The organism is Actinoplanes subglobosus (genome assembly GCF_042650585.1).
Classification (GTDB): domain Bacteria; phylum Actinomycetota; class Actinomycetes; order Mycobacteriales; family Micromonosporaceae; genus Actinoplanes; species Actinoplanes subglobosus.
On record NZ_JBHSBL010000019.1, the window covers coordinates 184,860 to 208,551 of the forward strand.

26 protein-coding genes are annotated in these 23,692 nt (G+C 69.0%); 17 read left to right on the forward strand and 9 right to left on the reverse strand.

Annotated features, from left to right (window positions below; translation table 11 throughout):
* Positions 1-12: 12 nt before the first annotated feature.
* Positions 13-705: a hypothetical protein gene (locus ACFO0C_RS26285; RefSeq protein ID WP_378069352.1), complete on the reverse strand. Its 693-nt coding sequence runs from the start codon at positions 703-705 to the stop codon at positions 13-15.
* A 191-nt stretch (positions 706-896) separates the two neighbouring features.
* Here ACFO0C_RS26285 and ACFO0C_RS26290 point away from each other — a divergent pair, with 191 nt between their 5' ends.
* Positions 897-1,295, forward strand: coding sequence for a hypothetical protein (locus ACFO0C_RS26290; protein ID WP_378069353.1), 399 nt, complete (start codon positions 897-899; stop codon positions 1,293-1,295).
* Here ACFO0C_RS26290 and ACFO0C_RS26295 read toward each other — a convergent pair.
* Positions 1,283-3,406, reverse strand: a complete 2,124-nt coding sequence (locus tag ACFO0C_RS26295) for an ATP-binding protein (protein WP_378069354.1) — start codon at positions 3,404-3,406, stop codon at positions 1,283-1,285. The genes ACFO0C_RS26290 and ACFO0C_RS26295 overlap by 13 nt on opposite strands.
* Positions 3,407-3,583: 177 nt before the next feature.
* Entirely contained in the window at positions 3,584-5,173 is a 1,590-nt protein-coding gene (locus ACFO0C_RS26300; RefSeq protein WP_378069355.1) for a methyl-accepting chemotaxis protein, read from the reverse strand.
* A 107-nt stretch (positions 5,174-5,280) separates the two neighbouring features.
* Here ACFO0C_RS26300 and ACFO0C_RS26305 point away from each other — a divergent pair, with 107 nt between their 5' ends.
* The 7 genes from ACFO0C_RS26305 to ACFO0C_RS26335 all read left to right on the forward strand — a co-directional run bounded on the left by ACFO0C_RS26305 (position 5,281) and on the right by ACFO0C_RS26335 (position 10,116).
* The gene (locus ACFO0C_RS26305) at positions 5,281-5,649 is read left to right on the forward strand and encodes a GntR family transcriptional regulator (RefSeq protein WP_378069356.1); all 369 of its coding nucleotides are present in this window, start codon (positions 5,281-5,283) and stop codon (positions 5,647-5,649) included.
* Positions 5,646-6,512, forward strand: coding sequence for an ATP-binding cassette domain-containing protein (locus tag ACFO0C_RS26310; RefSeq protein ID WP_378069357.1), 867 nt, complete (start codon positions 5,646-5,648; stop codon positions 6,510-6,512). Before ACFO0C_RS26305 ends, ACFO0C_RS26310 begins: the two co-directional genes overlap by 4 nt.
* A complete protein-coding gene (locus ACFO0C_RS26315; protein WP_378069358.1) occupies positions 6,509-7,201 on the forward strand; it encodes a hypothetical protein in 693 nt (230 codons plus the stop codon). The genes ACFO0C_RS26310 and ACFO0C_RS26315 overlap by 4 nt, the downstream gene beginning before the upstream one ends.
* Positions 7,198-8,016, forward strand: a complete 819-nt coding sequence (locus tag ACFO0C_RS26320; RefSeq protein WP_378069359.1) for a sugar nucleotide-binding protein — start codon at positions 7,198-7,200, stop codon at positions 8,014-8,016. The genes ACFO0C_RS26315 and ACFO0C_RS26320 overlap by 4 nt, the downstream gene beginning before the upstream one ends.
* A 22-nt stretch (positions 8,017-8,038) precedes the next feature.
* Positions 8,039-8,392, forward strand: a complete 354-nt coding sequence (locus tag ACFO0C_RS26325) for a DUF6204 family protein (protein WP_378069360.1) — start codon at positions 8,039-8,041, stop codon at positions 8,390-8,392.
* A gap of 38 nt (positions 8,393-8,430) precedes the next feature.
* The gene (locus ACFO0C_RS26330; protein WP_378069361.1) at positions 8,431-9,123 is read left to right on the forward strand and encodes a Clp protease N-terminal domain-containing protein; all 693 of its coding nucleotides are present in this window, start codon (positions 8,431-8,433) and stop codon (positions 9,121-9,123) included.
* A gap of 120 nt (positions 9,124-9,243) precedes the next feature.
* Positions 9,244-10,116 carry a sigma-70 family RNA polymerase sigma factor gene (locus ACFO0C_RS26335; RefSeq protein ID WP_378069362.1) on the forward strand — a complete coding sequence of 291 codons (873 nt, stop codon included), beginning with the start codon at positions 9,244-9,246 and terminating at the stop codon, positions 10,114-10,116.
* A gap of 8 nt (positions 10,117-10,124) precedes the next feature.
* Here ACFO0C_RS26335 and ACFO0C_RS26340 read toward each other — a convergent pair whose 3' ends face one another.
* Positions 10,125-10,631 carry a GNAT family N-acetyltransferase gene (locus tag ACFO0C_RS26340; protein ID WP_378069363.1) on the reverse strand — a complete coding sequence of 169 codons (507 nt, stop codon included), beginning with the start codon at positions 10,629-10,631 and terminating at the stop codon, positions 10,125-10,127.
* 79 nt (positions 10,632-10,710) lie between these two features.
* On the opposite strand from ACFO0C_RS26340, the gene ACFO0C_RS26345 reads away from it, so the two are divergent.
* Together ACFO0C_RS26345 and ACFO0C_RS26350 are read left to right on the forward strand one after the other, a co-directional pair.
* The gene (locus tag ACFO0C_RS26345) at positions 10,711-11,163 is read left to right on the forward strand and encodes a MarR family winged helix-turn-helix transcriptional regulator (RefSeq protein WP_378069364.1); all 453 of its coding nucleotides are present in this window, start codon (positions 10,711-10,713) and stop codon (positions 11,161-11,163) included.
* A complete protein-coding gene (locus ACFO0C_RS26350) occupies positions 11,160-11,579 on the forward strand; it encodes an organic hydroperoxide resistance protein (RefSeq protein ID WP_378069365.1) in 420 nt (139 codons plus the stop codon). The genes ACFO0C_RS26345 and ACFO0C_RS26350 overlap by 4 nt, the downstream gene beginning before the upstream one ends.
* Before the next feature lie 47 nt (positions 11,580-11,626).
* Here ACFO0C_RS26350 and ACFO0C_RS26355 read toward each other — a convergent pair whose 3' ends face one another.
* The 5 genes from ACFO0C_RS26355 to ACFO0C_RS26375 form a co-directional block, all read right to left on the reverse strand.
* Positions 11,627-12,259: a class I SAM-dependent methyltransferase gene (locus tag ACFO0C_RS26355; protein ID WP_378069911.1), complete on the reverse strand. Its 633-nt coding sequence runs from the start codon at positions 12,257-12,259 to the stop codon at positions 11,627-11,629.
* A gap of 42 nt (positions 12,260-12,301) precedes the next feature.
* Positions 12,302-13,081 (reverse strand): aminoglycoside N(3)-acetyltransferase, encoded by a 780-nt coding sequence (locus ACFO0C_RS26360; protein ID WP_378069366.1) that lies wholly within the window; start codon positions 13,079-13,081, stop codon positions 12,302-12,304.
* A gap of 119 nt (positions 13,082-13,200) precedes the next feature.
* Positions 13,201-14,175, reverse strand: a complete 975-nt coding sequence (locus tag ACFO0C_RS26365) for a hypothetical protein (RefSeq protein WP_378069367.1) — start codon at positions 14,173-14,175, stop codon at positions 13,201-13,203.
* Between the two features lie 125 nt (positions 14,176-14,300).
* Positions 14,301-14,447, reverse strand: a complete 147-nt coding sequence (locus ACFO0C_RS26370; protein ID WP_378069368.1) for a hypothetical protein — start codon at positions 14,445-14,447, stop codon at positions 14,301-14,303.
* Positions 14,448-14,473: 26 nt separating this feature from the next.
* A complete protein-coding gene (locus ACFO0C_RS26375) occupies positions 14,474-15,406 on the reverse strand; it encodes a tyrosine-type recombinase/integrase (RefSeq protein ID WP_378069369.1) in 933 nt (310 codons plus the stop codon).
* Between the two features lie 1,103 nt (positions 15,407-16,509).
* On the opposite strand from ACFO0C_RS26375, the gene ACFO0C_RS26380 reads away from it, so the two are divergent.
* From ACFO0C_RS26380 to ACFO0C_RS26410, 7 genes are all read left to right on the forward strand, one after another.
* Positions 16,510-17,169 carry an MSMEG_1061 family FMN-dependent PPOX-type flavoprotein gene (locus tag ACFO0C_RS26380; RefSeq protein WP_378069370.1) on the forward strand — a complete coding sequence of 220 codons (660 nt, stop codon included), beginning with the start codon at positions 16,510-16,512 and terminating at the stop codon, positions 17,167-17,169.
* A 33-nt stretch (positions 17,170-17,202) separates the two neighbouring features.
* Entirely contained in the window at positions 17,203-17,829 is a 627-nt protein-coding gene (locus tag ACFO0C_RS26385) for a GrpB family protein (RefSeq protein ID WP_378069371.1), read from the forward strand.
* Between the two features lie 54 nt (positions 17,830-17,883).
* Positions 17,884-21,150, forward strand: a complete 3,267-nt coding sequence (locus tag ACFO0C_RS26390; RefSeq protein WP_378069372.1) for an NACHT domain-containing protein — start codon at positions 17,884-17,886, stop codon at positions 21,148-21,150.
* Positions 21,151-21,250: 100 nt separating this feature from the next.
* Positions 21,251-21,859 carry a DUF998 domain-containing protein gene (locus ACFO0C_RS26395; protein WP_378069373.1) on the forward strand — a complete coding sequence of 203 codons (609 nt, stop codon included), beginning with the start codon at positions 21,251-21,253 and terminating at the stop codon, positions 21,857-21,859.
* Positions 21,856-22,185, forward strand: coding sequence for a hypothetical protein (locus ACFO0C_RS26400; protein ID WP_378069374.1), 330 nt, complete (start codon positions 21,856-21,858; stop codon positions 22,183-22,185). The genes ACFO0C_RS26395 and ACFO0C_RS26400 overlap by 4 nt, the downstream gene beginning before the upstream one ends.
* A 7-nt stretch (positions 22,186-22,192) precedes the next feature.
* Entirely contained in the window at positions 22,193-22,936 is a 744-nt protein-coding gene (locus ACFO0C_RS26405; protein ID WP_378069375.1) for a metallophosphoesterase family protein, read from the forward strand.
* Between the two features lie 11 nt (positions 22,937-22,947).
* Positions 22,948-23,637 (forward strand): VOC family protein, encoded by a 690-nt coding sequence (locus tag ACFO0C_RS26410; protein WP_378069376.1) that lies wholly within the window; start codon positions 22,948-22,950, stop codon positions 23,635-23,637.
* Positions 23,638-23,692: the final 55 nt, after the last annotated feature.

Sequence of the window (23,692 nt, forward strand, 5' to 3'; positions counted from 1 at the left end):
GGCCGATCGGGGTCACGCCAGTGTGTAGCCGAGCAGGCCCTCGGTGCGCTGGCCCTCGCAGCCGGGGTCGTTGGAGTCGAAGTGTTCGCCGCCGATCAGGCACCGGTACAGGCGCCTGGTGGCCACGCCCGCCGGTGGTTGCTGGAAGACGAAGCCCCGGCGGGTGCCGTACCGCTGGCCTTCGCAGTCGACGCGTGGGGAGGTGAACGTGTCGCGGGAGCCGCTGACGCACTGGTACAGCGCGGTCGTGCCCGGCTGCTGCGTGCCGTACAGGCTGCCCAGGCTGCCTTCGCGCTGGTAGCCGAAGGCTCCCCAGGTGGTGCTGAGATGTTCCCCGGAGCTCAGGTAGCGGACGAGATCCAGTGTGTCCGGCATCCGGAGGGGTTCGCCGGTGCAGGTGACCCGCACCGTGTACTGGTACTGCTGCAGGCCATGGATCTGGTAGGCGAGGACGTCTGCCTGGGTCACCTGGCAGTTGCCGGTGTCCCAGGTGAGCCCGGCGTACAGCAGCGCCGTGCGGGTGGCGTCGTCTCGTGCCTGTGTCTGGCTCACCGAAGGTGCGGACACGCCGACGAAGGTGTTGCTGACCGGGCCGAGGGTCGCCGCGGATGCGGGGCTCGCCGCCGTGACCGCGAGTCCCGTGGCCAGCACGGCCGTGCCCGCCTGGCGGCGCAGAGTTCGGAGTCGACGGCGAACCGATGTCATGGTGGTTCCTTTCCGTTCCCGGTGACGGCTGTCCGGGGCGAGGCTGGGTGGTGGGCTGTCATCCTGCCGCCGTGACGGTCCTGCCGGTGCGCAGACTGGACATCGTCGGACTGCGGCATACATCCCGTCTGCTTCCGCGGCCATCGGGACCCGGCGTGGCCGTACCGGGAAGGGATTGGTTTGATGCCCTGATGGCGAAGGCGAGACTGCTGACGATCGCGGACGAGGGCGGCGAGGCGATCAGTGAGATCGGTGTGTTCGACGGTGGCCTGTTCTTCGGTGGCCTGGCCCTGGTCCGGCAGTGGTTCGCGGTGCTGCACCGGTTCGACGCCGACGGCAATCATGCCGGGTCGGATGTCGTGGGTTGCGGGCCGGACCCGGAGCTGGCGCGCCGCCGGCTGACCGATCTGGTCGCGGCGTTGGGTCCGGTGCGGCGGCAGGACATCGCGGTGCGGTTGTTCGCGGTGCGCCGCGACGGCACGATCTTCGGGCTGGTGTCCGATGTCTACGACGACGGCGAGGAGTATGTGGATCTGTTGCCGACCGGGATCCGGTTCGATGAGCCGTGGGACGGTCTCTACAGTTCCTGAGCGGCCCAGGCGGCGATCGCGGCCCGGTTGGGCCGGCCGAGTTTGCCGCCGATGTTGCGGATGTGGGTGTCGGCGGTGCGGGCGCTGATCCGTAGTCGCAGGGCGATCTGGGCGCTGGTGAGGCCGTCGGCGACGAGGCGGGCGATCTCCTGTTCGCGGGTGGTGAGGCCGCCGGCGCGGGGTGCGGAGGCGTGGCGCGGGGTGGGTTCGCCCAGGGCGATGCGCAGGGCGTGGGCGTGGCCCTGGCGGCCGGCGGCGAATTCGTCGGCGGTGGCGTCGGGGCCGAGCAGGGCGTGCAGGCGGGTCCGGGCGCGGCGGTGGCCGGCGGCGAAGGGCCGCATGCCGGCCAGGTGGACGCCGAGGCGCTGCTGGCGGGCGTGGGCGGCGCCGAGCAGCCAGGCGGCGCGGCGGCGGTCGGGTTCGCGGGTGTCGGCGGTGTCGGCCAGGATCCAGGCGCACAGTTCGATGCTCCAGGTCTGGCCCCACTGGTCGTCCATGGAGCGTTGCAGGCGCAGGCAGCGGTTGATGAGGTCGCCGGCGCGGTCCAGGTCGCCGGTGCGCTGGGCGGCCAGGGCGGAGGTCCACAGGGCCCAGGAGACGGCCCAGGGGGCGCCGGCCTGTTCGGCTTCGGCGAGGTGGGTGGCCGGTGCGGTGGTGTCGGCGTGGAAGGCGGCTCCGATGGCCCACATCATGGTGACCATGTTGCGGTCGCCGTGGGTGGCCTGGTCGCGGATGGCGGCCAGGCGGGTGACGGCGTCGGGGTCGTCGTCGAGCAGGACGCCGGCGGCGGCGATGGCGAACTGCACGGGTGGGATCGGCAGGCCGGCCAGGGGGTCGAGCAGGGTGCGGGCGGCGTCGGGGCGGCCCTGGGTGGCGGCGATCCAGCCGGCCGCGGCGGCGGTGACGGCCTGGTGGGCGGGGTTGCCGTCGCCGGGCAGGGCGCGGCTGAGCTGGGTGTAGGCGAGGTCGAGGAAGCCCCAGAAGTAGGGGGCGCGGGTGCGGGCCAGGTCGCGGCACAGCGCCCGGGCGTCGTCGACGGCGCCGGTGGCCAGGCTGTGGTCGACGGCGGTGACGATGTCGGGGAGTTCCTGCCGGACGGCGTCCATGATCGCCAGTTCGCGGGGGCCGAACCAGTCGGTGGCGGCGGTGGCCAGGTAGTCGCGGTAGTGGTCGCGGTGCCGGTCGCGGGCTTTGTTCTCGTCGGGCAGGCGGCGCAGGCCGTACTCGCGCAGGGTGTCGAGCATGCTGAACCGGGCGGGGTGGGTGTCGGTGGCGGCGGTGAGCACGGATTTGTCGACGAGGCCTTCGACGGCGGCGGTGATGTCGCCGGGTCCGGCGACGGCGGCCGCGGCGGCCATCGTGAAGGGTCCGGCGAAGACCGCGGTGGCGCTCCACAGTGCCTGTTCGTCGGGGGTGCACAGCTGGTAGCTGAGGTCGACGACGCGTTGCAGTGGGGTGAGCAGGCTGAACCGGTCGCCGGTGCGGTCGATGAGTTCGGGCAGGCTCATGGTGCGGGCGCGGCCGGCGGCGAGTTTGATGGCCAGGGGCAGGCCGTCGAGGTGGCGGCAGAGTTCGTCGACGGTGTGCCGGTTGCTCAGGGCGGCGGGCAGGACGCCGCCGGCGGCGGCCAGGCGGGTGAACAGGTCGGCGGCGTCGGCGCGGGTCAGCGGTGGTACGGGCAGGGTGTGCTCGCCGTCGACGCCGAGGCGCTGGCGGGAGGTCGCCATGATCCGCAGGCGGGGTGCGGCGCTGAGCAGGTGGGTGGCGACGGCGGCGGCTTGGGGGACGAGCCGGTCGCAGGTGTCGAGGATGAGCACGGCGGGCCGGTGGGCGAGGTGGGCGAGCACGACGTCGGGTCCGGCGGCGCCGTGGTGGCGGATGCCGAGGGCGAGGGCGAGGTGGGCCCACAGGTGCTGGGGGCCGGGGTCGTGCAGGGTGCCGAGGTCGGCCAGGTAGTGCTCGTCGAGCCGGGTGGCCACGCGCAGCGCGAGGCGGGTCTTGCCGACGCCGCCGGGGCCGGTGAGAGTGAGCAGTCGGACGTGGCCGAGCAGGGTGGTCGCGGTGGTGAGCAGGTCGTCGCGGCCGACGAACGGGCCGAGGTCCGTGATCACCGGCGCACCATACCTGAATTCGCGTAGACGCCGGAGCGTGTCCTACGTATCAACGCCGATGTGGTGGCCGGCCGGTGCACGCCATGATGCGTGCGGTGTCGTGGCGGGTGCCGCCGGGCCGCCCCCCAGAGCTGGGCCCGGCGGCACCTGCCGCGACTGTGCTGTTGGCGTGGGGTGTCAGAACCGGAAGCGGGAGACCAGCACCTTCAGTTCGCCGGTGACCTGCCCGAGTTCGCCGACGGCCCGTTCGGACTGGTTGACCAGTTCGGTGGTGTTGCGGGCGACGGAGGCGACGGTGCCGATGTTGGCGGCGATGGTGCTGGAGCCGCTGGCGGCCTCGCCGACGCTGCGGTTGATCTCGTGGGTGGTGGCGGTCTGTTCCTCCACGGCCGAGGCGATGGTGGTCTGGTAGTCGTTGATCTGCTCGATGACCTCGGCGACCTCGGTGATGGCGTGCACGGCGCCGGCGGTGTCGGCCTGGATGGTCTGCACGCGGCGGGCGATGTCCTCGGTGGCGCGGGCGGTCTCCTGGGCGAGGTCCTTGACCTCGCCGGCGACGACGGCGAAGCCTTTGCCCATCTCCCCGGCGCGGGCGGCCTCGATGGTGGCGTTGAGGGCCAGCAGGTTGGTCTGCTCGGCGATGCTGGTGATCGTCTTGACGACGTCGCCGATCTCGCGGCTGGATTCGCCGAGCCGGGACACGCTGGCGGTGGTGGTCTGCACGGCGGCCACGGCGCGGGAGGCGACGGTGGCGGCTTCGGCGGCGCTGGTGGAGATCTCCCGGATGGAGGCGCCCATCTCCTCGCTGCCGGCGGCGACGGTGTGCACGTTGCGCGACACCTCGTCGGCCGACGCGGCGACGACGTCGGCCTGCATGGAGGATTCCTTGGCGCCTTCGGCGAGCTGGGCCGACAGCCGGCCCATCCGCTCGCTGGCCGCCGCGAGGGTGTCGGTGCCGGCGGCGATGCTGCTCATGGCGGTGCCGATGGATTGCAGGGCGGCGTTCATCGAGGTGCTCATCCTGCCGACCTCGTCAGCGGAGTGGATCTCCAGGCGTCGGGTGAGGTCGCCGTCGGCGACGGCGGCGAGCACGCCGACGGCCTCGTCGAGGGGGCGGGTGATGCTGCGGGTGACCCACCAGGCGATGAAGGCGGCCAGGGCGAGGGCGGCGGCCAGCAGCACGATCATCAGGATCTTGAAGTTGTCGGCGATGCTGCGGGCGGTGGCGGTCTCGCCCTGGTTCATCGCCTCTTCGAGGTCGATCAGGACGTTGATCGCGGCCAGCCATTTGCTGAAGGCGGGCTTGGCCTCGTCGAGCAGGGCGATGGCCGGTGCCGTCTTTCCCGCTTCGCGCAGGGCGGTGACCTCGTCGATCATCGGGTTGGTCTCGGCCTGGATCGCGTTGATGCCGTCGTAGGCGGCCTTCTCCTTGTCGCTGACCAGGCTGTCGTCGGCGAAGATCGCGTTCATCTTCGTCTCGGACTCGCTGTACTTGGCGGCCAGCTTGGCGATGTCCTGCTTGGCGGCGGCGACGCCCTGGTCGGTGGTGGCGTAGACCAGGTCGCGCAGGGCGATGGCCCGGTCGTGGACGCTGCCGCGGAAGTTGATGGCGTACCGCTGTTTGACGGCGTTCTGGTCGTTGATGACGGTGAGTTCGTCGCCGATCTTGTTGACCTGAACGACGCCGGTCACCACCAGCGCGACCATGGCGAGCACGACGACGAGGAACCCGGCCCCGAGTCGTCGTCCGATGGTGAGCTGCTTCATGCCCTTCTATCGGCTGGTGGGGGGTCGCACTTTACTTTTAAGCGTGGTTCTATGGTTAGTTAGTGGAGTAATGAACCAGGGATGTAGTGAGCCAGGGGAGTGGGCGGATGTTCGACGACCGCAGCCCGATCTACCGGCAGATCGCCGACCAGATCAAGGACGACGTGCTGCGTGGGGTGCTGGCCGCCGACGACCAGGTGATGTCGACCAATCAGTACGCCGCCTACTACCGCATCAACCCGGCCACCGCCGCCAAGGCGTTCCAGCAGCTCGTCGACGAGGGCGTCATCTACAAGCGGCGCGGGGTCGGCATGTTCGTGCACGCCGGCGCTCAGGAGCAGATCCGCCGTACGCGGCGGGAGCGGTTCTTCGCCGAGGTGCTCGAGCCGATGGCCGCCGAGGCCCGGGCCCTGGGTGTCCCGGTCGCCGACATCGTGGCCCGCCTTCATCAGCTCATTCCGGGAGACAGCCGATGATCACCACCAGTGCCCTGCAGGTCCGTTTCGGCGACACCACGGCCCTGCATCCCCTCGACCTGGATCTGCCGGCCGGCCGGATCTACGGCCTGCTGGGCCGTAACGGGGCCGGCAAGACCACGCTGATGTCCACCCTGGCCGGTTTCCGCCGGCCGAGCGCCGGCACGGTGTCGCTGGACGGGGTGCCGGTGTTCGACAACGCCCGTGCCACCTCCCGGATCTGCCTGATCCGTGACGACGGGGTGCTCGGCGACACCACCGACACGCTGCGCGACATCCTGTCGATGGCGGCGATGATGCGTCCCGGTTTCGACCGGGCGTGGGCCGCCGATCTGATGGACCGGTTCGCCCTGCCCGGTAAACGCTGGCTGCGGGATCTGTCGCGGGGTCAGCGGTCGGCGTTCGGGGTCGTGGTGGGCCTGGCGTCGCGGGCCGACCTGACCATGTTCGACGAGGCGCATCTGGGTATGGACGCGCCGGGCCGTCAGCTGTTCCACGAGGAGCTGCTGCGTGACTATCTGGAGCATCCGCGCACGGTGATCCTGTCGACGCACCTGATCGAGGAGCAGAGCCCGCTGTTCGAGCAGGTGCTGATCCTGCACGAGGGCCGGCTGCTGCTGCGCGAGGACGTCGACGAGCTGCGGGCGCGGGGGGTGTCGGTGACCGGGCCGCAGCAGGTCGTCGACGATTTCGTCTTCGGGCTGACCGTGCTCGGCGAGCGCCGGCTGGGCCCGACCAAGCAGGTCACCCTTTTCGGCGCCCTCGACGAGGAGCACCGGCAGCTGGCCCGCCGTTACGGCCTGGAGCTGGGGCCGGTGGCGCTGCAGGAGCTGTTCATCCATCTGACCGGAGGTGCCGCGTGAGCCGCTGGCCGATTCTGCGTTTTCTGTCCTCGGAGCACCTGGTGTTCCTGGTCCTGCTCCTGGCCGGCGGCTACCTGCTGGCGATGGCGGTGACCCCGGTGTTCCTGCTGTTCACGCCGATCACCCTGTCGGCGGTCGACATCGGCGGGCAGGTGCTGTTCTGGCTGGCCGTCGGGTACGGCTACGGTGCGGCCGCGTTGCTGGCCACGGTGGTGTCGCACGGCCGCACCCGCCGGGAGTTCGCCGTTCAGTATCCGGTGTTCCAGCTGCTGGCCGCGGTGGTGCTGGCCGCTCTGGTCACGGGGGCGTATGCGGTCGAGGCGGTGCTGTACCGGGTGACCGGCTGGACCCGCAATCTTCAGGATCAGCGGGTCTTCGAGGCCGGCGACTACCGGCTGATCTTCGTGGCGTATCTGTGCATGCTGACGCTCTGCCTGATGGTGGGTGCGTTCGTGGCGACGTCCTTCTACCGCTGGGAGTCCGCCGGTGCCCTGGCGCTGCTGCCGGCCGCCGTGCTGCTGGCCTTCGGGGCGACCATGACCGGTTTCGTCGACCTGTCGTTCACCCGGCTCGGGGTGTCCGGTGCGGCGGGGATGCTGGCGGTCACCGCGGGGGCGGTGGCGGCGGGCTGGGTGCTGTTGTGGGCCGGCGTCCGAGACGTGTCGCTGCGCATTAAGGTCACGGCATGAGACGGCTGCTGGTCACCGGGGGCAACGGTTCGCTGGGCCGGCGGGTGATGGCCCGGGCCGCGGCCGCCGGCTGGGACGCGGTGGGCACCTATCTGTCGGTGCCGGCCGCGACGGCCACCGTGCGGCTGGACATCCGCGACCCGGGTGACGTGCGCCGGGTGATCGCCGAGGTGGCACCGGACGCGATCGTGCACGCCGCGGCCGGGCGGGACCGCAACGACTGGGCGGCCACCGCCGACGGCGCCGCCAACGTGGCGGTCGCGGCCGCCGGGATCCGTCTGGTGCACGTGTCCAGTGACGCGATCTTCTCCGGCCGGCTGGGGGAGTACGACGAGGACGCGCTGCCCGATCCGGTCTACGCCTACGGGGCGGCCAAGGCGGCGGCCGAGACCGCGGTGCGGGCGGTGGCGCCGGGCGCGGCGGTGGTGCGCACGTCGCTGATCCTGGGCGACGGCCGGGGCGCGCACGAGGTCCTCACCCACGACCTGATCGCCGGCCGGGTGCGGGGTGCGCTGTTCACCGACGAGGTGCGTAAGCCGGTGCACGTCGACGATCTGGCCGACGCGCTGCTGGAGCTGGCCGCCGGTGACTACGCCGGGGTGCTGAACGTGGCGGGTGCCGACGCGGTGTCGCGCTACGAGCTGGGTGTGCTGGTGGCGGTGCGCGACGGTCTGGATCCGGCGACGACCCCGGCGGCCAGCCTGGCCACGCTGGGTCTGAGCCGGCCGCCGGATCTGCGGCTGCTGACCGGCCGGGCACGCAAGGTGCTGTCGACGCGGCTGCGCGGGGCGACGGAATTCGTTCGACCCGTCTGAGGCGGGCGCCGATACTGGCGCGATGAGCACGAGCCGCACGATCCGCGTCACCGTCCGCGGGTCCTTCGACAACCTGTCCGAGCAGCAGAAGGCGGAGCTGATCGCCGCCGGTGCCGAGCACGCCGACATTCTCGCGGTGCGCTACACCGCCGACGGGCACCTGACCTATGACCTGGCGGCGCGGCCGTTCTTCACCATGCGGTTCGCCGAGCAGGTCGACGACGAGCGGGAGATCCCGACGGTGACGGCCCGGGCCGAGGCGAAGGCGGCGGCGTGGATGACCGCCCGGGGGTACGGCTTCAAGCGCATCACCTCCCAGACGGTCGATCTGTCGGAGGTGCCGCTCGGCAAGGCCGCCCGCAAGCGTCAACTCTGAGTTGACGATCGTCATGCCGTCAACCTAGAGTTGACGGCATGACGCAGCCTCCTGTTCGTCTCGACGACCTCATCCACGCCGTCACCGCCGGCCACCCCGACAGCCCGCTGGACCGGGTCGCCGGCGCCGTGCAGCTCTCCGACCACCTCGGAGACCTCGCCGACCACCTGATCGGCCATTTCGTCGACCAGGCCCGCCGCTCCGGCGCCTCCTGGACCGACATCGGCCGCAGCATGGGCGTCACCAAACAGGCCGCCCAGAAACGATTCGTCCCCGCGGCCAAGGAGGACGTCTCCCAGGGCTTCAGCCGCTACTCGGACCTGGCCCGCGCCGCGGTGGTCGCCTCGATGGCCCACGCCGCCCGCCTGCGGCACCCCGAGATCACCCCCGGCCACCTCGTGCTGGGCCTGCTCGATCAGGCCGACGGGCTCGCCGCGCAGGCCGTTCTGGCCCAGGGCCGCACGCTCGAGCAGGTCCGCACCGCGGCCACCGCCCTGCCCGGCGAGACCGAGCCGGCACCGCTGATCCCGTTCGACACCCACGCCCGCAAGGCCCTTGAGCTCAGCTTCCGGCAGGCGCTGCGCCTGGGCCACGAGCGGGTCGGCACCGGCCACGTGCTCCTCGCGCTGCTGGAGGAGCAGGAGCCCGAGGGCGGCCCGCTGGATCTGCACAAGGCCGCCGTCGAGCAGACCGTGCTGACCGGCCCCCAGGAGGGCCCGCCGGCCCCCTGATCACACTTGAGGGAAATTTCCCGGTGCAACCAAGCAGCAACCGAGAGTGCCCGATGGTTGCACCCGTAGCCGCGAAAAGTTCCCCCTGCCAGCCGGTCAGCCGACACAGGGGGAATCGAAATGACCGCCATTGCACAGTCTCAGGCCGCCAGCCCCGCCGTTGTCAGCCGGGCTCAGGAGGAGCTCATCCGCGACAACATGGCACTGGTCGGTCACATGGTCCGCGAGATGCTCTTCAAGGTGCCGCCGCACGTGCACCGCGACGACCTCGCCTCGGCCGGTTACGCCGCGCTGGTGACCGCCGCGCAAGCCTACGACCCGGAACGCGGCATCCCGTTCGGCCGGTTCGCGGCCGTCCGGGTCCGCGGAGCCCTGCTCGACGAGCTGCGCAGCATGGACTGGGCCAGCCGCTCGGTGCGGGCCCGCGCCCGCCGCGCCGACGTGGCCCGCGAGGAGCTGACCCGCCAGCTGGGCCGCACCCCGACCCCGGAGGAGCTCGCCGAGCTGCTCGGTGTCGCCGTCAACGAGCTGTCCAGCGTCGACGACGACGTGCAGCGCGCCGCGGTGCTGTCGCTGCAGGGCTTCGCGGCCGGCACGGCCGAGGACATGGTCACCGAGTCCGCGATGAACCCCGAGGAGATGCTGCTGCACCGCGAGCGCCTCGGCTACCTGCATGACGCCGTCGGGGTGCTGCCCGAGCGGCTGCGCTACGTCGTGGAGGCCTCGTTCCTGCAGGAGCGGCCGCTGTCGGAGGTCGCCGCGGAACTCGGTGTCACCGAGTCGCGGGTCTCCCAGCTGCGCACCGAGGCGCTGGCGCTGCTGCGCGACGGCCTCAACACCCACATGGAGCAGAAGAAGGCACCGGTGGCCAAGGACGGCTGCGTGGCCCGGCGGCGGGCCGCCTACGCCGCGCAGATCGCCGCCCGGTCCACCATGAGCACCCGCCTGTCGGTCACCGACGTGCACGGCCAGCGCCTGGCCGCCGCCGCCTGACGTCGCGCTCAGCCGGCGGCAGCACGCAGGTAGACGTCCTCCAGCCCGTCCTCGGGATCCCACTGTTCACCGATCTTGCGGAAGCCGAACCCCGCGATCACCCTCTTCGAGCCGATGTTGTCCGGACGGATACTGGCGCGAACGGCGGTGACGCGGGGTTCGGCGTCTGCGCGTGCCAGCAGCGCGGCGAGCATCGCCTTGGCGTAGCCGCGCAGCCGGTGTTCCGGCGCCACCGTGTAGGCGACCTCGACGACCCCGTCGGCGTCCGGCGGCCCGTGGAACCCGCCGTGGCCGACGATCACTCCTTCGGGTTCGGCTATCACCGCCGCGGCGATCCAGTCGGCGGCCTCCGGGTCGCGGCCGATGTCGTCGAGGCGTACCTCCCACAGCCAGTTCTCCTCGACGAGGAACGGGGTCAGCCGGAACCCGGCGGCAGCGCTCGCGGCGTCGAGATCGCCGGCGACGAGCGCGGTCAGCGTGGCGGGGGAGAGCTTCAGGAAGCGGATGGACGCCATGGCCGCATGATCACACAACGTGGTGACCTGCGGCACCAATCAGTTGTGCACAACTAAATTGCGCACTACTGTTCTGGCCATGCGAGAAAGCACCGCCCTGGACCGGATGATCTGCTTCCAGCTCTACGCCGCCAGCCGCGCGATGACCTCGCTCTACCGGCCACACCTCGACCCCCACGGCCTCACCTACCCCCAATACCTCGTCATGCGCATCCTCTGGCACGACGGCCCCACCACTATCCGTGACCTCGGACGCACCCTGCGCCTCGACTCCGGCACCCTCAGCCCCCTGCTCAAACGACTCGAAACCCAGGGCCACATCCAACGACAACGCGCCACCCACGACGAACGCACCGTCTGGATCCACCCCACCGAGACCGGCACCCGCCTGCAAACCGACATCGGCGACCTCAGCCACGCCCTCGCCTGCGCCACCGGCCTCACCACCGACGAACTCCACCAACTCCACACCCTGCTGCACCGCGCCAACAGCGGCCCAGCACCGACCCCTCCCGGAGGAAACCCCACATGAGCACCCTCTACACCGCCTCTGCCACCGCAACCGGCGACGGCCGCAACGGCCACGTCCGCTCCAGCGACGGCGTCCTCGACTTCGACCTCGCCATCCCCAAGGAACTCGGCGGCGCCGGCGGCGCCCTCACCAACCCCGAACAACTCTTCGCCGCCGGGTACGCCGCCTGCTTCCACAGCGCCCTCAAGCGCGTCGCCTCCGCCCAGAAGGTCACCCTCGAAGACACCGCCATCACCGTCGACGTCGGCATCGGCCCCCTGCCCACCGGCGGCTTCGGCCTCTCCGTCACCATCGAAGCCGAACTCCCCGGCCTCGACGAGACCACCGCCAAAGCCGTCCTCGACGCCGCCCACCAGCTCTGCCCCTACTCCAACGCCACCCGCGGCAACGTCGAGGTCCAGCTCAACCTCGCCTGACCCGCACCACAAAGGGCCGCTCCCCAACCGGGAGCGGCCCTTTTGCGTCAACGACGGGCGAACACGAACGCACCCTCGGTCTTCGGATCCGGCCGGTGCACCAGCTCACCCTCCACCGTGAAACCCGCCTCACCCAACCAGCCCGCCACCTGCGCCGCCGACCGCCGATGCACATACACATTCATCGGATGACCCCCATAACCCTCGGTCAGATGCCGCACCCCCGCACCGGCATGAAACCCGATCAACACCACCCCACCCGGACGCAACACCCGCCGGAACTCCGCCAACACCCCCGGCACCTCGCCATCTGGCACATGAATCAACGAGAACCACGCCAACACCCCACCCAGCGACCCATCCGCCAGATCCAGCGCCGTCATCGACCCCACCTCGAACCGCAACCCCGGCAGATCCCGCCGCGCCACCTCCACCATCACCGGCGACAGATCGATCCCGAACACCTCCAGCCCCACACCGGCCAGGAAACCCGTGATCCGCCCCGAACCACACCCCACATCAGCCACCGGACCACCACCACGCACCAACTCGGCGAACAACCCCAGAATCCCGCGCTGAAAAGGCTCCTCCGCCAGCCGGCCCCGCAACATGTCCGCATAACTACCGGCCACCGCGTCGTACGAAATCCGAGTCTCGTCGATCCAATCGGGAACACGCATGAGCCGCACCCTAACGCCGCCCACCACCACACCCACCGGCCACTACACCACCCGATGGTCCCGGATCCACCCCGTCGCGAAATCCACCACCGCACGCTGCGACATCAACCGCGACACCGCCCCACCGACCAACCCCACCGACACCGGCCCCACCGCATCGAACGCCGCACCGATCTCCTCGAAATCCGACGAATCACTGGCCGGCGCCGACCACGTCACCCACCGCGCCGAACCATCCGCATCCCGCAACGCCGCACCGTTCACATCCATCTTCGGCCGCTCCTGCCGCGTCTCCGACAGATGCATCGACGTGTTGTTGCCATGCCCGCACCCGATCAGCAACACCTTGCCGTCCAACCGGTACACCGCCCCCAACGGCGACCCGTCACCCAGCTCATCCTCCACCGGATGATCCGCCACGATCTCCGCCGCCCGCGCACCCACCGCCGCACACGACACCTGCGGATGCCCACTACGCACCGCACCCGGCCACGTCCGCACACTCTCCGGCAACACACCCACCCACCGGCTCGGCGACAACACCCGATCAAAACCCGGATTCTCCGCCCGGATCACCGGCCACCACGCCTCCGGCACCGGCGGATTACTCCACCCCGCCGGATCCGAGTTGTACGCCGTATGCGTCGGCACCACCAGCGTCCCCTCCGGCCCCAGCACCTCCAGCAACGCCAGCACCACAGCCTGCACATGCCCCACCACGAACCCGACCGACCGCAACGCCGAATGCACCATCACCACGTCACCCGCGGCCAGCCCCAGCCGCCGCAGATCAGCAGCCAGCGACGACACCGTATGCGGCACAGCCTGAGAGGAAGACTCCTGATTCACCGCGCCAGTATCCCGACGCCCCCACCCCCTGTCGCCCCAATAACACCGACCTCAACCGCAGACGACACCACCGTCCGGCGGCACCCACGCCGTCACCGCCGGCACCGAGGCCCTCCTCCCGGCAGACCAGCGGGCACCGGGCTCGACCGCGACCATCGACCCCACAGCAGCACCCCCACCAGCACCGCCCCGAACACGTCACTGACCACCATCAGCCACGACGCCGCCGCCGCATACGGCGGCGCCAGAAACGCCACCCCGGCCCCCGCCACCAACCCCGCACCCCACCCGGCCAGCACATGCCGCTCCGACACCGCCCACCGCACCACCAGAACACCCACCACCAGCACCGTCACCACCCTCAGCCCCAGCCCGGCCCAGCCGCTCCCGTAAAACCACGAACCCACATGAGCGGCCAGCACCACCACACCCAGCCACAGCGCGGGCACCCCACCCCGGCCCCGCCCATGGTCGCTCGTGACGGCCGGGGGAGAGGGCCGCCACCAGGACGCGGCCGCCACCAGACCCGCCACGACCACCAGCACCGCCGCGACCTGCGACCCCGACACCACCCGGCCCGAATCAGACCAGTTCACCAGACTCGCCAGCACATAAAGCACCACCAGGCCGGCCACACCCCGCCACGACACCCGCCGCACCTCCGGCGCCGACCACGCCTCCACCACCGCGATCGGCGCACAGACGCTCCACCACACATGACCGCTCACGAACTCGAACAACTGCCCCGCACTGAACCCCAGCGCCGGCACCCACGTCGCCGCAGCCTCCCGGCCCGCCTCCGCGAACCCCGTGCCCTCCAGCGCCGACCGATCGAACAGACTCTGATCCACCAGCCCGGCCTGCACCAACCCGGACGCCACCGCCAGCAGCACCATCACCGGCCAGCCACCACCACGACGCCGCGCCACCTCCCGGATCAGCACCGCGACGCTCCCATACAACGGCCCCAGGAACAGCAGCACCACCGGATAGTCGACGACCGTGAAACCACCCCACACGCACTCGGCACACCACGTCGCCAGCACCCACAACGCCACCACCCGCATACCGGACAGCCTGCCCGGCCCGGCACAGCAGCCACATCTGGCGAAAGTCGATAACCAAAGTCACCCAACGAGAACGGCCACACCCGCGGCAGGGGAGTGGCCGTCATCAGTACCCGAATCCGAACTCAATCGTCGTCGTCTCCGCCATCGTCATCGTCGTCGTCCTGGTCGCCACCCGGACAGCCGGTCAACGTCGTCAACGTCGCCACCCCGCCGGCCACCAGCAGCACCCGCCCGAACAGCGACCGCCGGCTGAACTTCTCCTCACTCATACCCCGGGATTCTGGCAGAACCACTGTCACCCCAACTCACTCAACACCCGATTCGTCCGATTAGCCTGAACCGCCGCCCGCTGCTGCTCCGCCGTCACCTCGATATACGACTGCGACGTCGCCAACGACGCATGCCCCAGCAACCGCATGATCTCCGACGCATTCGCCCCGTCCTCCGCCAACCGCGTCGCGAACGTATGCCGCAACGCATGCAACTGCGCACCCCGCGGCACCCGATCACCCACACCCGCCCGCCGATAACAGGACCGCACCAGATACTGCAAACCACCCCGCTGCAACGCCACCCCACGCCGATCCACCAGCAGAGGAGCGGTCGCACCCACCCGCCCGAACCGCACCCGCCGACTCTCCAGATACCGCACCACCGCCGCATCCAGCCCCGCCTCGATCGGCACCACCCGCGGCCGCCCACCCTTACCCGCGACCTCCACCCGGCGCTCACCCGGCCGGCCACTCACCGACCCCACCCGCAACGCCAACATCTCCGACAACCGCAGACCCGCACACAACGCCAGCGCCAGCACCACCACATCCCGCTCCGGCCACGGATCACGCTGCGAATCATCCGCAGTACTCACCGCCCGCAACAACACCTCCGGAGTGTCCTCACCCCGCAACGGCTTGGGCACCAGCGCCGATGTCCGCGGCTTGTCCACCACCGACATCGGATTACCCGGAATCACCTGCTCAGTGACCAGAAACGTGAAGAACGCATTCCACGACGACCAGGCCCGCGACACACTCGCGGGGGAGCGGGACCCGGCAAAACGCGCAAAAGCGCTCCGCAAAACGCGAGGGGATAGGTCACTCACCGTCACCGGCGCGGGTTCCACCAGCTGCACCACCAGATGCAGATCGCGACGGTACGCCGCAAGCGTGTGCACCGAGGGTTTACGAGTGGCCCGCGCCGCCAGGAATTCGTCGATCAGCTCAGCCATTGACGCAGCATGCATAAGGCATATTATGCACGCATCTGAGACGTTTGTCCTGGTCAGCCGATGATCAGTCGGCAAAATGCCTGTTACATACTAATAGTCCGTATCCCGCGAACCGGCAATCGCGCCGCCAGGGCAGGACCGACCGGCACCGCCGCCAGGGCCACCACAGCAGGCCCACACCGAGGCAGAGGTGCACGCGGGCACCTCTCGTCCCACGGCCGGAGGGCGCAACCGTGCACTCCGCGGGGAGACACCTGCCAGGGCCCGGGGAGTATCGGGTCCGTCGGCTTCCCAGCGCCCGATCTTGGTCGATTCACCACCGCCCACGGTGGCAAACAGCTCAAGATCGGCGAAGTCGGCGGCCGGGGTCTTCTCCGGCTGTCACGGGCCGGCCGGCAGCGCTGGATGAGGGCGCACCGCACCATCGCTGATTTGACGTGGCCACGCGCGCATGGCGCCTCAGCCATCGGTTGTACACGGACAACAGCCGCGCCTTCAGCCCCTTCCGGGGAGGCCCTCATCCAGGGTAGTTGACATAATGTAGATTATCGACCCAGGAATTATCAGGCGCTGCAGCCTCTCGGAGGGGTCACGTGCCGGGCGGCTGCCGCCAGGGTGCGCGAAGCTGTCAGATCCGAAGGGGCCCACGTGCCGGATGTGTGGTTGCTTCCGCGAGGATGCGCGAGCCTGTTCGGACCGGCGGCAGTTGCCGGAACAGGCTCGGCCTTGCCGAGTTCTCCTGAAGCCATCGTGTCGCGATTTCGGCGTTGAACCTCTGCCCCGCCATGGGATCACTGCCGCCAGTCATGTTGGGGCGGGCGCGGCGGGACGCGATTTTGCCGCGCGGCGAAACGGAACGCCTTCTCCCCTGGGATTCCAGATTTGGCGCCCCTCTCCCCTGGGCCGCCCATGATGATCTTGATCATCGACGGAGATTGACCGCTCTGGCTGCATTTAGGCAGCTCATAGCCCCTGTGTGCGCCGATTCAGCGTGTTCGGCTCAGAAGTTACCGGCTAGTACGGGTGCGGTTTTTCGCGATGCCGAGAATCATCGCACATGTGTACTAATCGGAGCTTCGTGCGGCGTCGCATAGGGTCGGTGGATGGATGCTGAAGTGGTCACCGGTGCGTTCGAGGAGTTGCGGTCCGATGCTGTGTCCGATGTCGGGGCGTTGCGGCGGGTCTATGACATGCCGGGGCCGGCGGCGCTGCGCAAGCAGATGGGTGAGCTGACGGAGCAGACACGGCGGCTGGTGGAGTGTGCGTCGCTGGTGCTGATCGCGAGCGTGGATGCGGAGGGGCACTGTGATGTGTCGCCTCGGGGTGGGCCGGCCGGGTTCGTGTCGGTGCTGGATTCGCGGACGGTGGTGATTCCTGACGCTACCGGAAACAAACGGCTGGACACGTTGCAGAACGTGGTGGCTACCGGGCGGGTGGGGTTGATGTTCGTGATTCCGGGGCGGGCGACGACGTTGCGGTTGAATGGGCGGGCGTGTGTGTCGACGCGTGCGGATCTGCTGGCGGGGTTGACGGCGGTGGGTAAGGCGCCGGTGAGTGCGCTGGTGGTGGGGATCGAGGAGGTGTATCCGCATTGTCCGAAGTCGTTTCTTCGTGGTGCGGTGTGGAAGCCGGAGCAGTGGCTGGGTGATGATGTGCAGCCGTCGTCGGCGGAGGTGACGTTGGCGCAGTTGCGGATGCCGGAGTTGACGATCGCCGAGATCGAGCAGAACGAGGCGGATGCGTTGCGGTATCGGTACGAGTGAGGGCTGCTTCCCCCGTGACTGCTCCCCCACCTGGTGGGGTGTGGATGCCTCTTGCGTGGGTTGGGGGCGGGTGGCCGTACCAAGGGAAAAGGGGGTTTGGGGTTGTTGGTTTCTCTGCCTGATCCGGGGTGGGCGGGTCGTGGTGTGGAGTTGGTGGAGGGTTTGCGGTCGGTGTTGGGGCCGTTGGCGGTGCGGGTGGAGCACATCGGGAGTACGGCGGTGCCGGGGATGGCGGCGAAGCCGGTTTTCGATGTGCAGGTGAGTGTGGTGGATCTGGAGGTGGCGGCGGCTGTTTTCGATGGGCCGTTGGCGGGGTTGGGGTTTGTTCGGCGGCCGTATGAGCGTGACCATGTTCCGGCTGGTTGTGGGGATGGGCCGGAGTTGTGGGTGAAGCGGTATTGGAATCGGCGGGGTTCGGAGCCGGTGAATCTGCATTGTCGTTTGGTGGGTTCGCCGAACGAGCGGTTGGCGTTGTTGTTCCGGGATTGGTTCCGGGCGCATCCGGGTGCGGTTCCGGCGTATGCGGCGTTCAAGGTGGCGTTGGCGGAGGCGGTGTCGGGTGATGTGGGTGTGTATACGGATGTGAAGGATCCGGTGGTGGATCTGGTGGCGGTGGTGGCTGAGGAGTGGGCGGCGGTGTCGGGGTGGTCGGTGGGTTGAGGTGAGCCACTCCCCCTCGTAGGTTGGTGACCTGCGGGTGACGAGGGGGCTACGTTGGGTCCGATCGAGACGGCGCTGCTGCGGACGGCGAGTTCGCTGGTTTCGAAAGCCGGTGTGTGGTGGTTGGGTCGGCGGCGGTCCAAGCGGGAGCGGGAGACGTCGCTGGCCGATTTGATCGGCACCGGGATTCTGGATGACATGGGCGTGCGGGGTGCGCGACGGCGTGTCGATGACATCGTGGATGTGGTTTATCAGCGGTTGGAGCCGCTGATAAACCAGCGTGATGGCGGCCTGCCGGAGAATGAGGTGCTCGCGGCGCTGGCGGCGGTGAGTGAGACGCTGCGGGATGCGGATCTGTCGGATCGGGCGATCTTCGCTGACGATGTGGATGCGGCGTTGATGGCGCGGCGGTTGCGGCGGGAGCTTGCGGACGTTCCTGAGAGGGCCGGGCTGAGTGAGGGTGCGGTCCACCTTTATCAGCGGGTGCTGAATGAGAGTTGCGTCTGTCTGACCCAGTTGCTGGTGCAGCTGGGTCCGTTCCAGGCGCGGGTCGGGGTGCAGACGCTGGAGCGGTTGACTGCGGTGGCGGGTGCGTGGGCGCAGGTGCTGGACCGGGTGCCGATGGCGAGTCTGGATGCGCCGGCCGGTGATCGGTTCGATGATGAGTTCCGGCGGCGGTATCTGGCACATGTGGCGGACAAGCTGGATGTGCTGGAGCTGTTCGGGGTCGATGTGCGCCGGTATCGGCTGCAGACGAAGCTGAGCATCGCCTATATCAGTCTGTCGGTGACCGAGGCGGGTGGGCGTGCGGTGCGGCGGGGGTTCCGGTGGAAGCCGGGACGGTTCCGGCAGGAGCATGGTGGGGAGAGCACTTCGGTACGGGCGGAGCAGGCTCTCGGGAGTGCTGATCGGATCCTGTTGCGCGGCGAGGCGGGGTCGGGCAAGACGACGTTGTTGCAGTGGGTGGCGGTGACGGCGGCGCGGCAGCGGTTCACGGGAGCGTTGGAGTCGTGGAACGGGCGGACGCCTTTCCGGGTTCGTCTTCGTGATTATGTGAAGCAGGCGTTGCCGCCGCCCGAGGAGTTCCTGGATCGGCTGGCGGGGACCATTGCCGGGCAGGCGCCGGCGTTGTGGGTGCATCGGCAGTTGCAGGTTGGGGCGATTCTGCTGGTCGACGGGGTGGATGAGGTTCCGGCTGGTCAGCGGCGTGAGGTGCGGGTCTGGTTGCAGGATCTGTTGCGGGAGTATCCGGATCTGCGGGTGGTGGTGACGACGCGCCCGGCGGCGGCGTCGGGGTCGTGGTTGGGTGCGGAGGGGTTCGCTTCGGTCTTCTTGGAGCGGATGAGTCCGGCGGATATCAAGGCGTTGATCCGGCATTGGCATGATGCGGTGGGCCGGGCGGATGATCTGCCGTGTGAGCCGCATCGGTTGCCGGGTTATGAGCAGCGGTTGCTGGCGCAGCTGGATGGTAGTGCGCATCTGCAGAATCTGGCCGGCAGTCCCCTGTTGTGCGCGATGCTGTGTGCCCTGAATCTGGATCGGGACAGCAATCTTCCCCGTAAGCGGATGGATATCTATCAGGCTGCGGTGGACATGCTGCTGTTCAGTCGGGACGACAAGCGTGGGGTGCACAATCCGCTGCCGGATCTGACGGCCGATGACCAGTTGCAGGTGTTGCAGGAGACCGCCTGGTGGATGACGTTGAACGGGCGTACGGAGTTGCCGCGGGAGCGGGCGGTGGAGTTGTTCGGGGCGCGGTTGGCGTCGATCCGGCACATCGAGGCGCCCGCCGGTGAGGTTCTCGATCACGTGATCGAGCGCAGTGGCGTGTTCCGTGAGCCGGTGCCGGGGCGGGTGGATTTCGTGCACCGGACGTTCCAGGAGTATCTGGCGGCTCGGGAGGCGGCGTATCGCGGCAACGCGGGTGCGTTGGTGGAACGGGCGCATCTGGACACCTGGCGGGAGACGGTCATTCTGGCTGCCGGTCATGCGAATCAGCCGGTGTGCCGGGAGTTGTTTGCCGGGCTGCTGGATCGGGCTGATGAGTTGCCGCAGCATGCGAGGAAGTTGCGGTTGCTGGCGGCGGCCTGTCTGGAGACGGCGTCGTGGGTGGATCCGGTGGTGTTGGCGCGGATTCATGGCTTTCTGCGTGAGTTGATGCCGCGGACGTTGGCGGAGGCGCGGTCGGTCGCCGCGGTGGGTGAGCCGCTGCTGGCGCAGTTGCCTTCGGATCTGAGTGGCCTGTCCGAGGCGCGCGCTACTGCGGTGGTGGCGTCGGCCGCGTTGGTCAACGGGCCGCAGGCGATGGCGGTGCTGGCCGGTTATGCGAAGGATCCGCGCTCCCGTGTCCAGCGGCAGCTTGCGGCTGCCTGGGAGTACTTCGATCCTGCCGATTATGCCGATCAGATTCTGGCCGAGGCGCCACTCGATAATGGCGAAATTCTGGTCAATAGTTCGAGCTGTATTCCCTTCCTGGGTCGGCTGCAGCATACGGTCCGGACATCAGTCAGTTTGCGCCAGAAGGTGGATCTGGCGTTATTCGCTGACGTGCCGGGTTTGTATGAGCTCACGCTTTCCGGCGGGTTCATCGGTGGGTTCCGGGATCTGGCTGGTCACGGTGACAGTCTTCGCCGGCTCACGGTGAACCACCTGGACAAGGATCAGGATTTGCGGGAGCTTGAGGTGCTGCCGGGGCTGGAGTGGTTGACCATCTGGAACGGATTTGCTGGCCGGGTGGCCCCTCTCCCCCGCCTTCCCCGTCTGACGCATTTGATCCTCGACGACTATGGGATCGGGGCGGATGTCTTCTTCGAGGGATCCAAGCTTCGCTCGTTGTCGATGTGGAACTGTCCAGAATTGGATCCGGAATGGCTGTCGCCGCTCCGGCAGCTGGAGGTGTTCGGGTTGACCAATTCGGTTGAGCCGATTGGTGGCATAACGGGGCTTGTCGACCAGCTCGGCAGCCACCCGGAGCTGCAGTACCTCTATCTGGACAGGTGCCCTTGGCTGACCGATCTGGAAGAGATCGCCCGCCTGCGGAACCTCAGTGCCTTCACGATCGACGAATCCCAGGTACTTGATCTGCGTCCTCTGGCCGCCCTGCAGGAGCTGGGATGGGTCTCGCTGATCAGCGAGACCGACGTATTCGACATCACCCCGCTTGCCGGGTTGCCGAGACTTCACACGCTGCAGTTGGGGGCCTCGGTATCCGACTATGACCTGTCACCGCTGGCGGGCAGGGCGGTCACTCTGAGCATCCCCCGCCACGTGCGGCTGCGGGACGGTCAGGTTCCGCCCGGTATCCGCGTTGCCCGCGTATAGGTAGCCATACCCCGCGGACGCGGGCTACTGGTAGTGCCGGTTACCGGTGCTCGTTGGTGTACTCGGCGGTATGCGGATTTCGTGGGGTGCGGTGTGCTGGGTGGTGGCGGCGCCGCTGTTCGTGCTGGTGAATGTGGTTGTCGGGCTGGCGTGGGCGGATCCGGGGTTCAGCTGGGCCTTTCACAACGTCAGTGATCTGGGGAATGTCGGGTGCGGTGTCTGGGACGAGTCACGGCCCCGGTATGTCTGCTCCCCGTGGCATGTCGCGATGAACGTGGGCCTCGTCGTGACGGCGGTTCTGTTGCTGGCGGGGCTGATGCTGACCCGGGAGCTCGGGGCGGTCGGTAAGGGTGCGTGGTGGTTGATGGCGCTGGGGGCCGGCGGGTTGGGGCTGGCCGGGGTGTTTCCGGCGGATGTGAATGAGAACTGGCATGTGTACGGGGCGGTGCTGGTGTTCGTGTGCGGGAATGCGGGGCTGGTGCTGGCGGGGCGGCGGATTCCGGGGTGGGCGGGCTGGGCTACGTCGGGTCTGGGTGTGGCGGGGTTGGTGGCGACGGTGCTGTTCATGCGGCAGGACGGGCTCGGGGTCGGGGTCGGGGCGGTGGAGCGGGTTGCGGTGTTCCCGCTGATGGTGTGGGCGTGTGTGGCGGGGTCGCGGCTGCTGGGGTCACGGCGGGGGGCGGGTGTCCGTACCATCGCGGGTTTGTGATCGATCGTGCGATGAACGGGTCTGGTGGGCCGTGGCGGGAGTTGCTGCTGGCGCGGGGTGTTCCGGAGCGGCTGGCGCGGTTCGCGGGGACGCACGGGTCGTGGGCCGCTGACGGTGTGACGGTGGAGGATCTGCTGGTCAGTGTCGCCGACAAGGTGTGGAAGGCGAAGCGGGTCGAGGATCTGGAGCGGTTGCTGGTCGGGCGGATCGCGGTGGCGTCGGGGTTGGCGTTGTGGGAGGCGTTCGTGTCGCTGGATGATTGTCTGGCGGGTTTGGCGGCGGGCGCGGATGAGCGGCTCGCTTTTCAGAACGGCTTCCCGGTGTAATGGCGCGATGCGTATCGCGGTGATCTCGGATGTGCACGGCAATCTGCCGGCGTTGGAGGCCGTCCTGGCGGCGATCGGTGCCGAGGGGGTCGATCTGACGGTCAATCTCGGGGATCTGCTGTCCGGTTATGTTCAGCCCGCGGCGACGGCGGACCGGTTGATGGCCGCGGGGTTGGCGACGGTGGCGGGCAATCATGAGCGGCAGGTGCTGACGTTCGGGCCGGAGCGGATCGGGATGGCCGACCGGGTGACCAAAGAGGCGCTTTCGGAGCGGCATTTTGCCTGGTTGCGGTCGCTTCCCGGGACCTTGTCGCCGGTGGCTGGGGTGTTGGCCTTCCACGGTACGCCGTCCGACGACCTGCAGTATCTGCTGCACACGGTGGAGCCGTCGGGGGTGCGTGACGCCACGGTGGGTGAGGTGGTGGAGCGGCTCGGGGATGTGTCCGGCTTTGATCTGCTGTTGTGTGGTCATACGCATCTGCCGGGGTCGGTGCGGCTGCCGGGCGGGCGGTTGGTGGTGAATCCGGGGAGTGTGGGTTGGCCTGCGTATGACGATGACGTGCCGTTTCCGCATCGGATGGAGGCGGGTTCGCCGCATGCGCGGTTCGCGGTCGTTGATGACGTGTCCGGGCGGTGGGAGGTGTCGTTTCATGCGGTGGAGTACGGCTGGGAGGAGGCGGCGCTGATGGCTGAGGGTTTCGGGCGTGTGGATGTGGCGGCGGCGCTGCGGACGGGCCGGGTGCTGTCGTGACGGTGCGGTGGGTGACGGGGTTTCTGGATTCGCCGTCGCGGGAGGCGGAGCCGTTCTGGGAGGCGGTGACGGGGTGGTCGTTGTCGTCGCGGCGGGCTGGGGGGACGTTCGCGACGCTGGTGCCGCCGGTCGGGGATGCGTGTCTGCGGGTGCAGGTGGTGGGTGAGGGTCCGGCGCGGGCGCATCTGGATCTGCATGTGGATGACATCGCGGTGGAGGCGCGTCGGCTGGCCGGGTTGGGTGCGGATCCGGTGGCTGATCTGGGTGACGTGGTGGTGTTGCGGTCGCCGGCGGGGATCGTGTTCTGCCTGGTGTCGTGGCAGGGCGAGCGGGTCCGGCCGGCGGCGGTGACGAGTGTGGTGGATCAGGTGTGTCTGGATGTTCCGGTGGGGGTGTTCGCGCGGGAGGCCGGGTTCTGGGTGGCGGTGACGGGGTGGGCGTTGCGGGAGACGGGTCTGCCGGAGTTCGCGTATCTGGAGCGGCCGGCCGGTGTGGCGGTTCGGTTGTTGTTGCAGCGGATCGGGTCGGGGCGGGCGGGGGTGCATGTGGATTTCGCGTGTGTGGACGTGGATGCCGAGGTGGAGCGGCATGTGGCGTTGGGTGCGAGTGTGGTGCGGCGGGTGCCGGGTGATTGGACGACGTTGCGGGATCCGCTGGGCCGGGAGTATTGCGTGACGGGTCGTTCGCCGTTCCCTTCATGATCACTTCGGTGTGGTGTGCGGTTGTTGTCGGTGGGGGCTGGTAGAAAGAACCGGC